Below are 16345 nucleotides of genomic sequence, written 5' to 3'. Positions count from 1 at the left end.
TCACTTTTTTGAGAACTACTATATAGCAGAAAAAATGAAGTAAGTAGACCCGCGCGAGTCGGGCACTTTTTGGTAAAATAGCGGATGAAACTCCTATTTTAGAGGTAAAATCGGATGCTACAAACCCTGCCAAAATCTTTGACACTCGAAGAGTTTCTGAAGTTGTCAGAAACCAAACCAGCCAGCGAGTACATTGACGGTAAAATCATTCAAAAACCCATGCCTCAAGGAGAACATAGTGTAATTCAAGGCGAGTTGACAAGTGCTGCTAATGCTGCTCTCAAACCTCAAAAGGTGGCGCGAGCATTTCCCGAACTGCGGTGTGTTTTTGGCGGTCGCGCGATCGTTCCCGACGTGACTGTATTCACTTGGGAGCGCATTCCCCGTAACGAAAATGGCGGTGTGGCAAATGTGTTTGCGATCGCCCCGGATTGGACAATTGAAATCCTCTCCCCTGACCAAAGCCAAACTAAAGTTACTAAAAATATTTTACATTCTCTCAAACACGGAACTCAAATGGGTTGGTTAATCGATCCAGAAGAGCGATCGGTTTTTGTATATCGGCCGGCTCAATCAACCGAGGTGTTTGACGAACCGGAACAGTTATTGCCCGTGCCATCTTTTGCCAGGGAATTGCAACTGACAGTAGGAGATTTATTTGGTTGGCTGTTACAGTGAAACAACAGAATATTATATAGCCTTTCTCACTAACATGAGTTACGCATTGGGCGAAGCGAAGCGGAGGGATTGGGCCCAGCGTAGCGGAGGGATTGGATCTGACAACCAATAACTAATAACCAATAACTAATAACCAATAACTAATAACTACTAACCATCGATATACTGCTGTAAAATATTCCGAATTTGTTTGAGCTGAAATCCCTTAGCAAGTTGGCGGAGCTTCGTGGCAAACGGCACTAATTTTGGTTCCAAACTTTCCAGCTTAGCACTCTCCTCAAAAATTTCTTCAATGTCGCCCATAGCCGCAAGTTTCACAATTTTTGCTACCGACTCAGAAGCCGCAGGTAACAGAGCAGCATAAGCAGGAAAATCAGATGCTGGTGACAAACTGGGAGTTTTACAATTTTGGTTTTCCGGAGATTCCTCGTAAATCCATTCTAGTCCCAAATGCACGCGCAACTGTTCCAAAAAGTGATTTGCTTCGATCGGCTTGGGAAGAAAATCATCGCACCCTGCAAGGATGCTCTCTTGCTGCGCCGACTCGAAAACGCTAGCTGACAAAGCGATTAACACGACATCTTTTAATTCCGGCAACTGCCGCAGTCTCCTTGTAGTTTCTAAGCCATCCATTACAGGCATTTGCAAGTCCATTAAAATCACATCAGGTTGAAATTTGACTGCTTTGTAGAGGCATTCTTGACCATTTTGTGCCTCTGCAACTTCAAATCCCAAACGCCCCAGCATCCTGCACAACAAATCGCGATTTAGTTGATTGTCGTCCACGATTAGCACTTTCCGCTTATTGCCCACAAAACCGACCAGCCAGCGTTTTTCCCGCAAAGGAGACACCTCTAAGTAGCGTTTGGCTGCGGGCAATTCTAAATCTAGCCAGAAAGTGCTGCCTTTTCCGAAAGTGCTGTTGACGCGAATTTTGCTGCCCATCAGTTTAGCTAATTTCTGGCTGATCGAGAGTCCGAGACCCGTACCTTCAACAAAGGTATTGCCTCCTACTTGGTGGAACGGCAAAAATATTTCTTCTAACTTGCTTTTGTCTATTCCTGTCCCGGTATCCTCGACTTGAAATCGGATTTTTAAAGCGTGTTTAGCTGCGATCGCATTGTGGGAAAAGCGCAGATAAGTTTCTTTGAGTTCAGAACTCAAAAGCGAGAATTCGTATGTTTCTCCTTGGCTGCGACTCCAGGCCTCTGTGCCGACATAGCCGACTTTGAAAGTTACTCCGCCGCTGTTAGTAAATTTAACGGCATTGCTGAGTAAATTTATCAGAACTTGGCGCAATCTTTTTTGATCGACTTGGACGCAGGTGGGCAGGGGCGATACTTGTTCGTAATTGAAACAAATTCCTTTTTGATCTGCCCGCATCTGAAACAGATCCGCAATGTTTTTCGTAAAATTTAGAAAATTTAACTCTTCCGGGTAGAGTTCCATTTTTCTAGCTTCGATTTTAGAAAGGTCTAAAACATCGTTGATTAACATCAGCAGGTGTTGACCGCACTGTTGAATATTGCTGAGACTTTCTTGTTGATCGCAGCTTAAGTCTCTGTCGGTTTTGAGGATTTGAGCGTAACCTAAAACCCCGTTTAAAGGCGTGCGGAGTTCGTGGCTCATGTTGGCGAGAAATTCGCTTTTGGCGCGGTTGGCGGTTTCGGCGGCTTCTTTAGCTAATTTTAGGGCTGCTTCTGCTTGTTTGCGATCGGCTATTTCGGTTTGTGCTTGTTCAAATAGTGTCGATTGCTGGATCGCGATCGCCAATTGCACGCACAATTGCCGCAGGGATTCTATTTCTGAGGAATCCCAGACACGGGGGCCGCTGCAATCGTGGGCGATCAGCAGTCCCCAAAGTTGATTTTCTGCGGTGGGTTGGGCAGGGTAAATGCTTTCTCGTGCTTGTAAAATTGGCACTATTAAGTTAGCTCTAACTTCAAAATTTTCAAGAATTTTAATGTAGCATTCGCTCAGATTTTCACCATAAATATCTTCGATAGCTCGAATACAGCCTTGCTGGTAAATAGCAACAAATTTATCTTTAAAACAGGGGTCAAGATTGTTAAAACCTCGGAGAGAAATTCGATTATTTGCCACGGATTCGACAACTACAGTGCCGCTCCAGTCGGGATTAAAGCGGTAAATAACTGTGCGGTCTGTTTGCAATAATTGCCGCACTTGATCGACAGCAGCGGTGAGAACTTCTTCTAAATTGAGGGAAGAGCGAATGCGATCGAGCATGGCAACTACCAGGCGTTCTCGCCTTAATTGCTTTAGCAGCGCCATCTCAGCTTGTTTCCGGTCTGTGATGTCGGTAATTACTCCCACAAACCCGATTAAATTATCAGTTTCATCTTTAATACAGTCAGCGCGAAATAAGGTTGTTACCAGTTCCTTGCTTTTAGTTTTGATTTTGAGTTCGCCTTGCCAAGATTTGCCTTTACGAATCGTTTTAAACATTTCTTGCAGCACTGAATTTTGCGGATAAATTGCCGTTGCTCCACCCGCTGCGTTCAGTTCTTCTGCTGTGTAGCCGTACCGCTGAATAAAGGCTTGATTGTGGTAGATCGATCGCCCTGTCAAGTCAGCAATGCCGATCGCATCACTGGTGCTTTCTACGGCTTGAGTCACCCGCAGTAGGTCTAATTCGGCTTGTTTGCGATCGCTAATATCAGTAATGCTGCCGATATAGCCTTTAACTTCGTGCTTGTCTCCGATTTCGGCGATCGCCTGACCGATCGCCCAAATTACCCGACCGTCTGGACGCAGAAAGCGGTATTCTGATTTAAAAGGAATTTTGTGAATAATTGCTCCATACCATTCATTCTTCACCCGATCCGCATCATCGGGATGTAGGGCATTCATCCAGCCAGTTTCGGCTGCTAATTCTGCATTTAATCCCGTGATTTCGCTCCACCGCTGATTCACATAAAGACAATTACCAAACGCATCACTGTGAAATATGCAAACCGGCGATGCTTCTGCCAAAGTTTGATAGCGGCGCTGGCTAGATTGCAGTTCTGATTCTGCTTGTTTTCTTTTGGTGATATCGCGGAAGATCGAAATTATCTCGCCCCCTGCAAGCATTGTCAGCGACAATTCTTGAGGGAACTTAGTACCGTCGCGCCGCTGACCGATCGCTTCTATATTGCAGTACCCTTTTTCCTGGAGCACCGGGATTATTTCACGTTCAAGATATTGAATTTCAGCACGGCTGTAGAGCATTTTCCATTTCTTCCCATACAGTTCGCTAGCGCTAGCCAAGCCGTACATTTTAAGATAAGCGTCGTTTGAATAAATACATTCTTTACGCTCGTTAAAAATAGCAATGCCGTCATGAGCAGCGCCCATAGCGACTGCTTGTCGCTGAAGTTCCGACTCAGCTTTTTTGCGAGAAGTAATATCGCGAGCCACTGCATAAATCAAACCTTCTTCGCTAAAAGGCGATGCCGTCCACAGCAACCATTTGTAAGAACCGTCTTGGCAAATATAGCGGTTTTCAAAGTAAATACTGGGCGTGCCACTTATTAGCTTTTCCGCTTCGATTAGAGTGGCTACTCGATCGTCTGGATGAATAAATTCGATTAATGGTTTGGCGAGCAGTTCGGCGCTGCTGTAGCCCAGAGCATTTGACCAAGCAGGGTTTAATCGTTTAAAATAGCCGTCGAAACCAGCAATACAAAGCAAGTCTAAGGATATAGTAAAAAAGCGATCGCGCTCTGTCTGTGCCTGCTTTAACTCAGTGATATCCATCACTAAACCGTCCCAGAGAATATCGCCTTTGCTCCCAGATTTGCTCTGATTGGTGAGCCTTTCCGGTCTGGATGCTCCTTGCAGCCACTTAACTTTTCCGGATGGCATAATCTGCCGCCACTGCTGCCGCCAAGGTTCCAGCATAGCGGCTGAAATTGCGATCGATGCTTCTAAATCTAAGCGATCGTCTGCATGAATTCGGCTGAAAATCAATTCTGCATTTTGCTCTATTGCTTCTGGCTCTAATTCGTAAAGTTCCCGACTGCCTGAAGAAACGTAAGGAAAATATTTTTCTCCGCTAGCTGAGAGTCGGAATTGATAAATTACTCCGGGCAGGTTGGCTACGAGTTTTTGAAATCGAGCTTCGCTTTGTTCCAGAGCTATTTGCTGCCGTCTGTATTCGGTAAAATTTCTGATTGTGCCAACTATTACTTTACTGTTATCAGCTCTTTTAAAAACGCTTTTTTTGGTAGAAATTATCCATTCTTTTCCCGCAGTGTCGGTGAATTTATCTTCTGTTTCCAAACAGATATCTTTTGCCAATAATTCTTCATCTTTTCTGCAAAAAACATCCGCTTCTGATTTTGGAAGAAAGTCATATTCTGATTTGCCGATCAGTTCTTGTCGAGATTTCCCTATCAACTGACAAAAAGCATCATTTAATATCATCCACCGGTTCTGGTCATCTTTGACAAAAATTGGATCTGGGGTCGCATTTAGAGTGTGGTTTAAAAATTCTTCAGATGCTTTCAGTTGTGCTTCGTAGCGGTAGCGATCGCTCACGTCCAACACCACTTCAATTATCCGGTCAATAGATCCATCTAGGCCGCGGATGCAGCGCAGCGAAACTCGCGTGTAAACTATTTCGCCATCTTTTCTAAACCACCTTTTATCTGAGATGTAACCGTCGGTTTTACCTGCTAACATCTGAGAAAATTTTTCAAAATTGGCCTCAAAATCCTCTGGATGAGTAAGCTCCAGGCAATGCTTGTGCACGAGTTCGTCGCGATCGTATAAGAGCAAATCGCACAGAGCGTCGTTAACTTCAATCCAATTGCAATTTTCAGCAATTGCGGGGTCAATAATTGGAGCGACGATGGCAATTCCGATCAGGGAATTTTCCACCACCGAGCGATATTTTTCTTCGCTTTTTCGCAAAGCATCTTGACTGTTCTGGCGTTCTATGGCGTAACGGAGCGATCGCACTAACAGTTCGCCGTCGATTTTTCTTTTGACTAAATAATCCTGTACGCCCACCGAAATCAACCGCAGCGCCAGCTCTTCGTCGTTTTGGGCAGTCAAAACTACGATCGGCACATTTACCCCATACTCTTGTATCCGAGCCACCGTCTCGATGCCCTGACTGTCTGGTAGTGAAAGGTCTAATAAAATTATGTCAAAACTTTCTTGATTCAATCGCTGCTGCGCTTCGCTGAGGCACTCTACTTTCGTCAGCAATATATACTGCCGACCGCTAATTCCTGACAGCAAATCTTCAATAAGCTCAGCTTCCTGAGGGTGGTCTTCTACTAACAGAACCTTGAAGCACGTAGGAGGTACAGCTAAGTTAAAAACTGCTTTCATAATATTTATTAATTAAAAGTTGTCTCAAGCTAACTTGGATTTTATCTTTTATTTCCGGGGGAGTTATCGAATTGCACCTACACATACATCGGCGATCGGATTGCGGTGTGACTGAACGCTACAAAACTTGTGTTTAAGAGTTATAATTATATCACAAATTCACTCGGCTGTCAACGCGAAATATGTTTTATTCTAACTTGCAATTTAACTGCTACCTTCAAGCTTCGCCCTGAAAATATAGGATTTAATTCAGCTTCTCCTGCCATCTAGCTTCTGGATATAGCCTTTCTCAAAAATATGAGGTACTCATGGGCATAGGGCATAGGGCATCGGGAATAGGGCATAGGGCATCGGGCATGGGGCAAAGAGGGCATCGGGAATACTTCACTTTTTTGAGAACCGCTATATAGCCTTTCGAGCGAAAGATGAGGTACAAATTTGATTTGAGATTTGAGATTTGAGATTAGGAGATTCGAGGATTCGAGGATTCGGGGATTGCGGAATTGGGGAATTGTTAATGAATTGGTCAATACCTCATCTTTCCGATAACCGCTATAAGTGCGTGCCTGATGTCTCGATTAAGGGAGAGTAAAGTGAAAAGTTGAACCTTGACCAGGTTCCGACTCCACCCACATAGATCCACCGTGACGTTCCACAATCTTTTGACAAATTGCTAAACCAATACCTGTTCCAGAATATTCTCTTTGAGTGTGCAAGCGCTGGAAAATTTGAAAGATGCGTTCTTGATGCTGTGGAGCAATCCCAATCCCATTATCTGACACAGAAAACAACCAGTTCTCCTCCTGTTTGGAAGCGGTAATATGAACCGTAGGCGGTGCATCGTGGCGATATTTAATTGCATTGCTGAGTAAATTCTGAAAAAGCTGTACCAGTTGAGAAATATCTCCCATTATCTCTGGCAATTCACTGTAGGTAACAACTGCTTGATCGTTGCGGATAGCCCCTTGCAGGTTGGCAATTGCTTGCTGGACTACATGATTGCAATCTGCCAATTCAAAGGGTTTCTGACTGCGACCAACTCGCGAATATTCGAGCAAATCGTCAATTAAAGTTTGCATTCTCGTGCAGCCCTGAACGATATTGGTGATAAACTTAATAGCTTGGCTGTCGAGTTGGTCTTTGTAGCGTTTTTCTAAAAGTTGAGCGTAGCTGGCAATAGTTGCTAAAGGCGCTTGCAAGTCGTGAGAAGCTACATAAGCAAATTGTTCTAGTTCGGCATTCGACCGCGCCAATTCTTGGTTAGATTTTAAGAGGGCAGATTCAGCGCGCTTGCGGTTCGATATCTCTTGTTGGAGGAGCAAATTTTGCTCTTGCAAGGCTTTTTCAACGGCGAGGCGGTTGCTGATTTCTTCTTGCAAAATCTGGTTTTTTTCGTAAAGAGTTTTTTCAACGGCTAAACGGCTGGTGATTTCTTCTAGAAGCAGCACATTTTGTTCTTTTAGCTGTTTTTGTAAGTTCCGCAGGGTAAGGTGACTTTCGATGCGGGCGAGCACTTCTTCAAACTGAAATGGCTTGCTGATGTAGTCAACTGCTCCTACTGCAAATGCGTTTACTTTGTCGAAAACTTCATCTTTAGCGCTGATAAAAATTACCGGAATTTCGCGAGTTTTAGGTTCAGATTTTAGATGCTGACACACTTCGTAGCCGTTCATTTCCGGCATCATTATGTCGAGTAAAATCAAATCGGGCGGATTAGAATTGCAGGCTCTCAGAGCCATTTGCCCATTAATCACGCAGCGGGGCGCGTACCCCCGATGAGTCAACATTGTAGACAACAGGCGCAGATTTTCTGGCGTATCGTCTACTACTAAAATGTTTCCTAATGGCGTCTCTGGTTGCTGATTGTTCATTGAGTGTTTTCCCAATATAAAGGAAGAAGGAAGTTCGGCAATGGATTATGTAACACAAGATGTAACGGATGGAATAAGGCTTAGTTATAGCTTTTCTGAGAAAGATGAGGTACGACTGGGCATAGGGCATAGGGCATAGGGCATAGGGCATAGGGCATAGGGCATAGGGCATAGGGCATAGCGCATAGCGCATACCTCACTTTTTTGAGAACCGCTATATGTAGAAGAGAAGTCAGAAGCAATAAAGCAAGGATTTCGGTAATTAATAAAATCCTAACCCTCGGGTGCGGTTCGTATATTTTATTTCGTAATTAAAAACAGACTGGGTTCTAGTAGGAATATTGGGGAAATAGAACTAGGAATCATCTCAGACATAGAATTTTCTATCATTTGTTTGTGCGGATTTTTTGGAATTGTTCGTTTACCAGAAAGAATTGGTTTAAATCCTCTCCCTTTTGGAAGAAATTAAAATTAGACGATTCATTACTCCAATCCTCTTCCTTCTAGGTAGAGGTCGCCCTCAAGCTGTCAACTGTCAACTGTCAACTGTCAACTGTCAACTGTCAACTGAATGAACAATCTTTAAATCTCCAGCAATAGAGTCAGAGCGTTATTGTACCAAGTCAATCCTTTATCTAAAACCTTAAAGCCAGCTACTTTACACATAGATTCTAAAGCATAAGCTGTAGGCAGCCACCACCAAGGGCCAAAGTCGTTGATGTCAAAAACGGCTTTATCAATTACTCCGAGAATTGGTGTGCCGTAGGTGTACTGCTGCCAGTAAGCTGTTAAGATAGCTCGTTCTGCTTCGCCCAAAGCGGGAATGAAGATTACCCCAGAAGCTGGAATTTCGTAGCGTCCCCGCTCGTTTTCTATAAGTTCTTGGGTAATTGCTGAAGTTAAGATTAAATACTGCCCTGTTATTTGACGCAAGCTCATTAAAATTTGCAAAGGGTGGGGGTGATGGTACAAAACTCCTGCACAGTGGACGACATCGTAAGGCTCACCAATTTCTGCAAGCTGAATCTGAGTTATATCTTGACTGATACAATTATAATTAGCAATATTTAAACTTGCCATGCGATCGCGAAAATCATCCCAAATGTGTGCGGATGCCGGCGTGACATCAATCATTGTCAGAGAAACTGCACCGTATTTGCTTGCTACGGATACTTTTTCGTTGACTGTGCCCCACAATCCCCCGACTTCTGCAAAAGTCTGATTTTTGACGACTCGGGCAATGTAGCGATCGCGAATATCGTCATTCTCCAACTCTGATAATATACTGCGATCGCCCGTAGAGTCATTTTTTTGCAAAATTTCCGCCAATTTCCCGGATATTGCGGCATCTTGCGGCCGAATTTCTAACGCCATCAAGTACAAGACTGTAGCTGCGTCGGGGCGATCGCTCTCGGCAAACTTTTGGGCTGTTTCGCAGTAAAATTCAGGAGCGTGCAGCGGCTGCAATTCGTGGTGATAGTAACTCGTTGCCGGATCTAAACCTGACGGCACTCTTTTGATGAGAGCATCGCCTAACTTGGCGTAAATGTTGGGGAGATCCGGTTCGATTTGCAGCGCACAAAGGTAAGCAGAAACAGCTTCGTTCCAGTTGTGGATCTCAGTCAAAGCATCGCCTAAATTATAATAAGACCAAGAAAAATTGGGGTTGAGTTCAATAGCGCGCTGATAAGCAGTAGCTGCTGCTTTCCACTGATCGGTTTTTAACAGCGGTTCTCCTAAATTGTGGTAAGCCCAAGAAAAGTCTCGATTGAGTTCGATCGCCCGCTGGTATGCCAAGATTGCTGCCAACCAATCCTGGAGTTTAACTAAAGTTAATGCTAAATTATAATGAGACCAAAAAAAATCTGAATTAAGAGCGATCGCCCGCTGGTAAGCTGTCGCAGCTTCCGACCATTTTTCTAATTGAAAAAGCGCATCTCCCAACTTGTGACAAGAACCAGAAAAATTCGGATCTAAGTCAACAGCTTGCTGGTATGCTGCTGCGGACTCCGACCATTTTTCTAATTTGCCGTAAGCTTCACCGAGGCTGTAGTAAGACCAAGAAAAATTTGGGTCAATTGCCACAGCCGTGCGGTAGACAATAATAGCTTCTTGCCATTGTTCTAATTCGAGCAGAACGCTGCCTAAATTGTAGTAAGACCAAAAAGAATTCAGATTCAGCTCAATACTTTCGCGGTAGGCAGCTTCGGCTTGGCGCCAGAGTTTATTGGCTTGCAAAACATTGCCTAATTTGTAATGAAACTCCGAAATATCCGGTTGCAGCTTGATAGCTTTGCGGTAGTTAACAATAGCTTCGTCCCACTGTTTTAGGGCGCTAGCAGCTTCGGCTAATTTGGTGTAAGCTTCACAACAACTAGGGTTTAAATAAATAGCGCGGTGGTAACAAACTAGAGCTTTTTGTGGCTTGTTTTGCGCCAACAAAGTATTGCCCAAATCTAGATATTCTTCCGGTATGTCGATCGGTTCCACGCTGAGTGATTGATACCAACAGTCGGCTGCTGGCTCAGCTTGACCGACTTCGGTAAATATCCGGCTCAAATTGCGGTAAAATCCTGCAAAGTCTGGTTGTAGGGCGATCGCTTTTTGGTAACAGTCGATCGCTTCTTGCCATTGTTGCAAACTAGCGCAGAGGGTGCCGAGGTTAGCAAAAGCTTCGGCAAAATCCGGTTTGTGGGCGATCGCAACTTTATACCAATACCGAGCGTCTTCTAGCTTACCCTGAGCTTGCAGCGCCTTTCCTAAGGTTTTGCAAGTCTCGGCGGAATCGGGGTGGGATTCGAGAATTTGGTGGCAAAGTGCGATCGTCCGATCCAACTTCCCTAAAGCTAAATATATTTCTGCCTGTTGTTGCAAATCAACCGCGGCTGTTTCTGAATTCACTTTTAACGTTCCTGTTTAGTAATAATTCCCTGTGTAATTGTAGAGCAAAACCTCTCTAATATCCTCCAGATCGTGCACCGACATCAGCCTGACTGTAAATACCGAGTACCTGGATGGCATTTATGCGATCGTCATCGAGGGCTACGCTAACGAACTTTAATAGGACTTACGCACAGGTTGCCAGAAACCGGGTTTTTGCTGAGAAGACGCGCTGTGATTCGCAAATTTGGGAAAAAACCCGGTTTCTTTGTCGGAGTGCGTCGAGGACTGTTTAAGTTAATTTGTACGCAAGTCGAGCAAACACATATTTCGATTAAACTAAGATAGCAACCAGTTAAGTAAACCCACCTAATAAAACTCAAAATACGGCTCGCGCTTAAGCTTGTTGTGTATATCTTTTTCCCTCTTCCCTCTTCCCTCTTCCCTCTTCCTTCTACTGAACAACCAGGTAAACAATGTCAGCAGCCACACGCACACCGCAAGTCAGCGTAATTATAGCAGCATACAACGGATCTCGCTACATCGTACAAGCGGTAGAAAGCGTGTTGTGCCAAACTTTTACAGATTTAGAAATAATCGTTGTAGACGACGGTTCGACAGATGAGACACATCAGGTATTGCAGCCTTATTTCGACAGAATTCGCTACGTATATCAAGAAAATGCCGGAGTAGCAGCAGCCCGCAACCGAGGAATTCAGGAATCCAAAGGCGAATTCATCGCTTTTTTAGATCAAGATGACTTCTTTTTGCCAGATAAATTAGCAGCACAAATATCCCTATTTCGCCAGCAACTCTCCTTAGGAATTGTTAACAGCGGCTGGCGCATTGTCAACCAGCAAGGCGACAAAATTTCCGATATCAAAGCTTGGGAATATTTCCCAAAATTGAACTTAGAAACTTGGATAGTACAAATGCCCGTACTTCCCAGCGCCATGATGTTTTCACGTCAGTGGCTGGAACTTGCAGGCGGATTTAATTCAGAATTTGATTCAGTAGACGATTCAGATTTAGTTCTGCGTTTAGCCCTCTTGGGTTGCGAAGCAGCATGGCTGCCTCAAGTGACAGTATCCTACCGCCAGCACGATCAAAATGTATCAATAAAAAAAGCTCTCAAACAAGCCAATCTTTTTATTACCTTAAAACAGCAATTTTTCGCCAAACCAGATTTACCGCAGCACATCCGCGAGTTAGAAAATCCGGCTTTTTACGAAGCATTGACTTGGATGGCTTGGCAATTGTACTATAGTAACTATCCAGTAGAGGCGGTTGAATTTTTCCAAAAATCTATCCAGTACAGTCCTTATCCTCTAAGGCCAACAGTCACCGATTGGCAGAAGCGTCTGAGTGCGATCGCTCAAACTTACGGAGTTACAATCGATTTTCAATCGTTAAGAAACTTACCAGAATGGAAAAAAATAATGGCTAGCATACCTACCTCAAAAACACCGCGAGTCAGCGTAATTATCCCGGCATACAACTGCGAACACTACATTACTAGAGCTGTGGAGAGCGCTGTAAATCAAACTTACCAAAACTGGGAAATTATCGTCGTAGATGATGGTTCTACAGACAATACGAGGCAAACTTTAGAGCCGTACCGCGATGTGATTCAGTACGTATATCAAGAAAATCAAGGAGCAGCAAAAGCTCGAAACCGCGCTTGCGAAATGGCCAAAGGCGAATTTTTAGCATTTCTGGATGCCGACGACTTTTTCCTGCCAGAAAAACTCGCCAAACAAATTGCTTGTTTTGAAGCTGACCCCACTTTAGGGATGGTACAAAACGGCTGGTTGATGGTTGATGAAACCGGAAAAGACATCTACCCAGTCATGCCTTGGGAAGACACGCCCAACTTAGATTTAGAAAGCTTTGTCCTGCACAAAAGCGTGCGTCCCAGTGCAATGATGGTGCGGCGCGAGTGGTGGGAACGTCTGGGCGGTTTTGACCATCGCTTTCCGCCAACAGAAGATTTAGATTTTGCTTTGCGTTTGGGTTTAAAAGGCTGCAAATGTGCGTGGTTAAAAGAGATATTAACCTGCTACCGCCAGCACGATAGCAATCTCATGTCCGGTGGGGAAAAAGTGATGAAAAGCATGGAAATTGTAATGGAGCAATTCTTCGCCCAACCCAATTTGCCCGATCGCATACGCCAATTACAAAAGGCAGAACGTTACAAGTCTTTAGTGTGGATAGCGTGGCGGATGTACCGCGACGGATATTTGCCAGAGATGGTCGAGTGTTTGAGAAAATCCCTGTACTATACTCCTTATAATGGCACAGAAACAGTTTTTAAATGGTTGGAAACTTTTAGAGTTTCTTCGGAAAAATACACGAACAACTTTGATGCTTATGCCTTAACCAATTTAAAAGAATGGCAAGACATGGTGGCGGAGGCAGTCAACAATACCTATCAATTTAAATCAGAGCCTAGTTCAATTGGCCGCCAGCTTGCACCGCACGTACTCGTCTATGCAGAAGACCACGGAATCGGCGGTTTGGCGCAGTTCAACCACTCGCTACTTTCCAAATTAGCAGCCGACGGCTACCGAGTTACTAGCGTGCAAACTAAAGCTTCTAATCCTTTAATTACCGAACAGCAACAACTAGGTATCGAGCATATTTGGCTGGAGTTCGATACGATGAGGGAGTTTTTGCGAATTGCCTACAATTGTAGCGATGCTGAAAGAATTTACGCGGAAGCTAAACCGGATTTAATTATATTTAGCGATGGCTGGCCGATGGCAAATTTTGCTGCGAAACAAGTTGCACTCAAACAGAACATACCTTATGTAATTACTCTGGGTTATATCGATCGCACTTATAAGACTTTTAACCGTGGAGATCAGGTTCCCTATTTCGATGCAGTGGCCTATCAGTACAATTTAGCTAAAGCGGTGATAGCTGTTTCCCACGAGAATTTAAACTTGTTCAAGAGTTTGTTCAAAATGCCTCGGGAATGGGGGAAAGTAATTTATTACGGCAGGCCGAACAATTACTTTGAACCGCCCAATCTCTCAACCCGCCAACGCCTGCGCCAAGAACAAGGCATTCCCGAAGAGGCTGTGGTTTGTTTCACGGCGGCGAGACTGACTCCAATTAAAGGATATCAGTATCAATTGCAGGCGATCGCCAAACTGAAAAATCTGCCTGTTTGGCCGCAAATTTACTTCGTTTGGGCCGGCCCCGGTTCCACGACTCACGACAACATGGAACCGGAATTGAGAGCAACTGTCAACGAATTAGGAGTCACCGAACAAGTTAAATTTATCGGCCAGCGGTGGGATATTGCCGATTGGTTGGATGCCAGCGACATCTTTATTTTATCATCCAAAGCAGAGGGAATGCCGCTAGCAGTGATGGAAGCAATGGCGAAGGGATTGCCCGTAATTGCTACAGCAGTCAGCGGAATTCCCGAAGAGTTGGGAGATACCGGAAAGTTAATTGCCGATCCGACAATTGACGCGCAACAGACAGCACAAGAGTTAGCCGCAACGGTAGAACTATGGGCCCAAAATCCCGAATTGCGGAGGCTGGCAGGACAAGCTTGCAAACTGCGAGCCCAAGAGCTTTTTAAGGAAGAACGGATGCTGTTGGAATACTCAGAAGTTGTCGCCCAAGTCTTATCTGCTAGCGGCAATCGAGACGAATTTGCGTTAGCGAAGCCCTCGAAGAGGATCGCGCCCAAAGTCCAAAAGCAGATCGAAAAAGTTGACAGTATGCTCCATTACTATTATCTAGTATGGCAGGCTTGGCAAGCTTGGGAGCGCGGGGATATGTCCGGGATGGTGGAGAAGTTGCAGTCAGCTTGGAAATGCACGCCATTGTTGACAAGCGAAACTATCTTGAGTTGGATTGTAAATTTTGTTGCCTTATCTTCAGAGAAAGGGGAGCAATTCGATACTTGTGCGCTGATTAATTCCGAAGCTTGGCAAGAATTGATGGAATTAGTACAGGGTTTTGAACTCGCCTTGTCTCGTTAAATTTTAAGGTACGTTGTTGCGATGAAAGCGCTCTTTCATATATAAACAAAGAGCGCTGAAGCGCAACTACATACCTTGGAAAGAACTCATTTTAAGGTACGTTGTTGCGATGAAAGCGCTCTTTCAATATATAAACAAAGAGCGCTGAAGCGCAACTACATACCTTGATTGAATTGAAGTCTTTTTCTGTTTGCAACCACATACAATATGCAATTCACCTTCAAGTTCAAACCTATTAATAAGCTGCTGCCAATTTGCTTAGCTTTGGTAACAATCCTGTTAATCGCGTATTTTGGGCAGCAGCCAACAATTGCCCAAATGCGATCGAACGTCACAGTCGATTTTGGACAGCCAGCCACCGGTATCACCTCCATGAGCGGCTTCTTGCACGGAATCGACCCCAGCAAGCCCCCCGATAGCTCCATTAAGCCCTTGCAGCCCAAGCTGTGGCGCGCCGGAAGACTCGATATTTACGATCGAGTAATCGCCAGCGGAGCCGAATTTCAACTATTAGTTAGCGACCTCTGGGGCTACGGCAGCAACCCCAAAGGCTGGCCCTATCAAAATTACCCCGCGTGGGAAGCCTTCATCCGACAGTTAGCCCAACAGAATAAGGGCAAAAAAATTATTTGGGATATCTGGAACGAACCAGATTTAGTAAATCCGTTTTGGAAGGGAAGCAGAGAACAATTCTTTGAAACTTACAAAAGGGCTTACAAAATCTTGCGGCAAGAATTGGGGCCGTCAGCGATGATTGGCGGGCCGAGCATCAGCACTTACAACAAAGAATATCTCGCGGCTTTTTTGGATTACTGCAAAGCGAACAAACTGGAAGTAAATTTCCTAGCTTGGCACGAACTCAATGATACCATAATTTTATTTGTTGACGATCACGTATTTGATGCTAAACGCAATTTCCAACAAAGTCCCTTTTACAAGGAACTAAAATTGCAAAAGATTTATGTCAACGAAATTGTCGGAGAATTAGCGCAGTATCAGCCGGGGGAAATTTTAGGTTATTTGTCTAACTTGGAGTATGCAAGAGCTGATGGTGCTTGCAGAGCTTGTTGGGATACAACAGTAGGTAAAAAAGTTAGTAATTGCTTCAATAATACGCTGACAGGGATGGTTACGCCGAATACTTTTGAGCCGAGGGCTGCTTGGTGGACTTACAAAGCTTATGCTGATGGAGTGAATTCGCGGGTGCTGAGTCGATCGGATAGCGATCGTCTTGTGGCCTTAGCTAGCAAGTCAAATCCAGAAGGTAAAGCACAGGTACTTTTAGGTTATTTCGATCGCAATTATTCGTCAGCCACAACCGTTACCTTGAATCTTGTAAATTTGCAGCAGCTTGGGATTAAAAACGGTCAAAAAGTTAGTCTCAAATTAGAGAAGATTCCTAACAATCTCGAAGGCGCTGTGCAAAAGCTGGTTACGGTTAAAGAAGAAAGTATTTCGGTTGGTGGAAATAATTTGACTTATGTTGTTCCTAATGTCAAAGTTCATGAAGGTTATTTGTTGACTATTACCAAGTAAAATCACTCAAGAGTCGGCGGTTGGAAACCGCGACTA

General features: G+C 44.4%; 6 protein-coding genes. 3 read left to right on the top strand and 3 right to left on the bottom strand.

Features of this window, described 5'->3' with window-relative positions:
* The first annotated feature begins 114 nt into the window (after window positions 1–114).
* The gene (locus JGK36_RS00740; RefSeq protein WP_293174668.1) at window positions 115–678 is read left to right on the top strand and encodes a Uma2 family endonuclease; all 564 of its coding nucleotides are present in this window, start codon (window positions 115–117) and stop codon (window positions 676–678) included.
* Window positions 679–828: 150 nt separating this feature from the next.
* Here JGK36_RS00740 and JGK36_RS00735 read toward each other — a convergent pair whose 3' ends face one another.
* From JGK36_RS00735 to JGK36_RS00725, 3 genes are all read right to left on the bottom strand, one after another.
* On the bottom strand, window positions 829–6021 hold the full coding sequence (locus JGK36_RS00735) for a PAS domain S-box protein (RefSeq protein WP_293195699.1): 5193 nt from the start codon (window positions 6019–6021) through the stop codon (window positions 829–831).
* 578 nt (window positions 6022–6599) lie between these two features.
* Entirely contained in the window at window positions 6600–7892 is a 1293-nt protein-coding gene (locus JGK36_RS00730) for an ATP-binding protein (RefSeq protein WP_293174674.1), read from the bottom strand.
* 582 nt (window positions 7893–8474) lie between these two features.
* Complete coding sequence (locus tag JGK36_RS00725) at window positions 8475–10793, bottom strand: tetratricopeptide repeat protein (RefSeq protein WP_293195701.1); 2319 nt, start codon at window positions 10791–10793, stop codon at window positions 8475–8477.
* A 455-nt stretch (window positions 10794–11248) separates the two neighbouring features.
* Here JGK36_RS00725 and JGK36_RS00720 point away from each other — a divergent pair, with 455 nt between their 5' ends.
* The gene (locus JGK36_RS00720; protein ID WP_293195704.1) at window positions 11249–14773 is read left to right on the top strand and encodes a glycosyltransferase; all 3525 of its coding nucleotides are present in this window, start codon (window positions 11249–11251) and stop codon (window positions 14771–14773) included.
* A gap of 207 nt (window positions 14774–14980) precedes the next feature.
* Window positions 14981–16309 (top strand): beta-xylosidase, encoded by a 1329-nt coding sequence (locus tag JGK36_RS00715; protein ID WP_293174683.1) that lies wholly within the window; start codon window positions 14981–14983, stop codon window positions 16307–16309.
* The last annotated feature ends 36 nt before the right edge of the window (window positions 16310–16345 follow it).

It is taken from the genome of Microcoleus sp. PH2017_35_SFW_U_B (assembly GCF_020737865.1).
GTDB lineage: Bacteria > Cyanobacteriota > Cyanobacteriia > Cyanobacteriales > Microcoleaceae > Microcoleus.
The sequence above is the reverse complement of the archived record's forward strand: the minus strand, read 5'-3'. Positions and strand labels throughout refer to the sequence as shown.

What these genes read in the sequence shown, in the direction of transcription:
- JGK36_RS00740 (WP_293174668.1), top strand. Translation starts at nt 115, where the DNA reads ATGCTACAAACCCTGCCAAAATCTTTGACACTCGAAGAGTTTCTGAAG.
- JGK36_RS00735 (WP_293195699.1), bottom strand. Translation starts at nt 6,021, where the DNA reads ATGAAAGCAGTTTTTAACTTAGCTGTACCTCCTACGTGCTTCAAGGTT.
- JGK36_RS00730 (WP_293174674.1), bottom strand. Translation starts at nt 7,892, where the DNA reads ATGAACAATCAGCAACCAGAGACGCCATTAGGAAACATTTTAGTAGTA.
- JGK36_RS00720 (WP_293195704.1), top strand. Translation starts at nt 11,249, where the DNA reads ATGTCAGCAGCCACACGCACACCGCAAGTCAGCGTAATTATAGCAGCA.
- JGK36_RS00715 (WP_293174683.1), top strand. Translation starts at nt 14,981, where the DNA reads ATGCAATTCACCTTCAAGTTCAAACCTATTAATAAGCTGCTGCCAATT.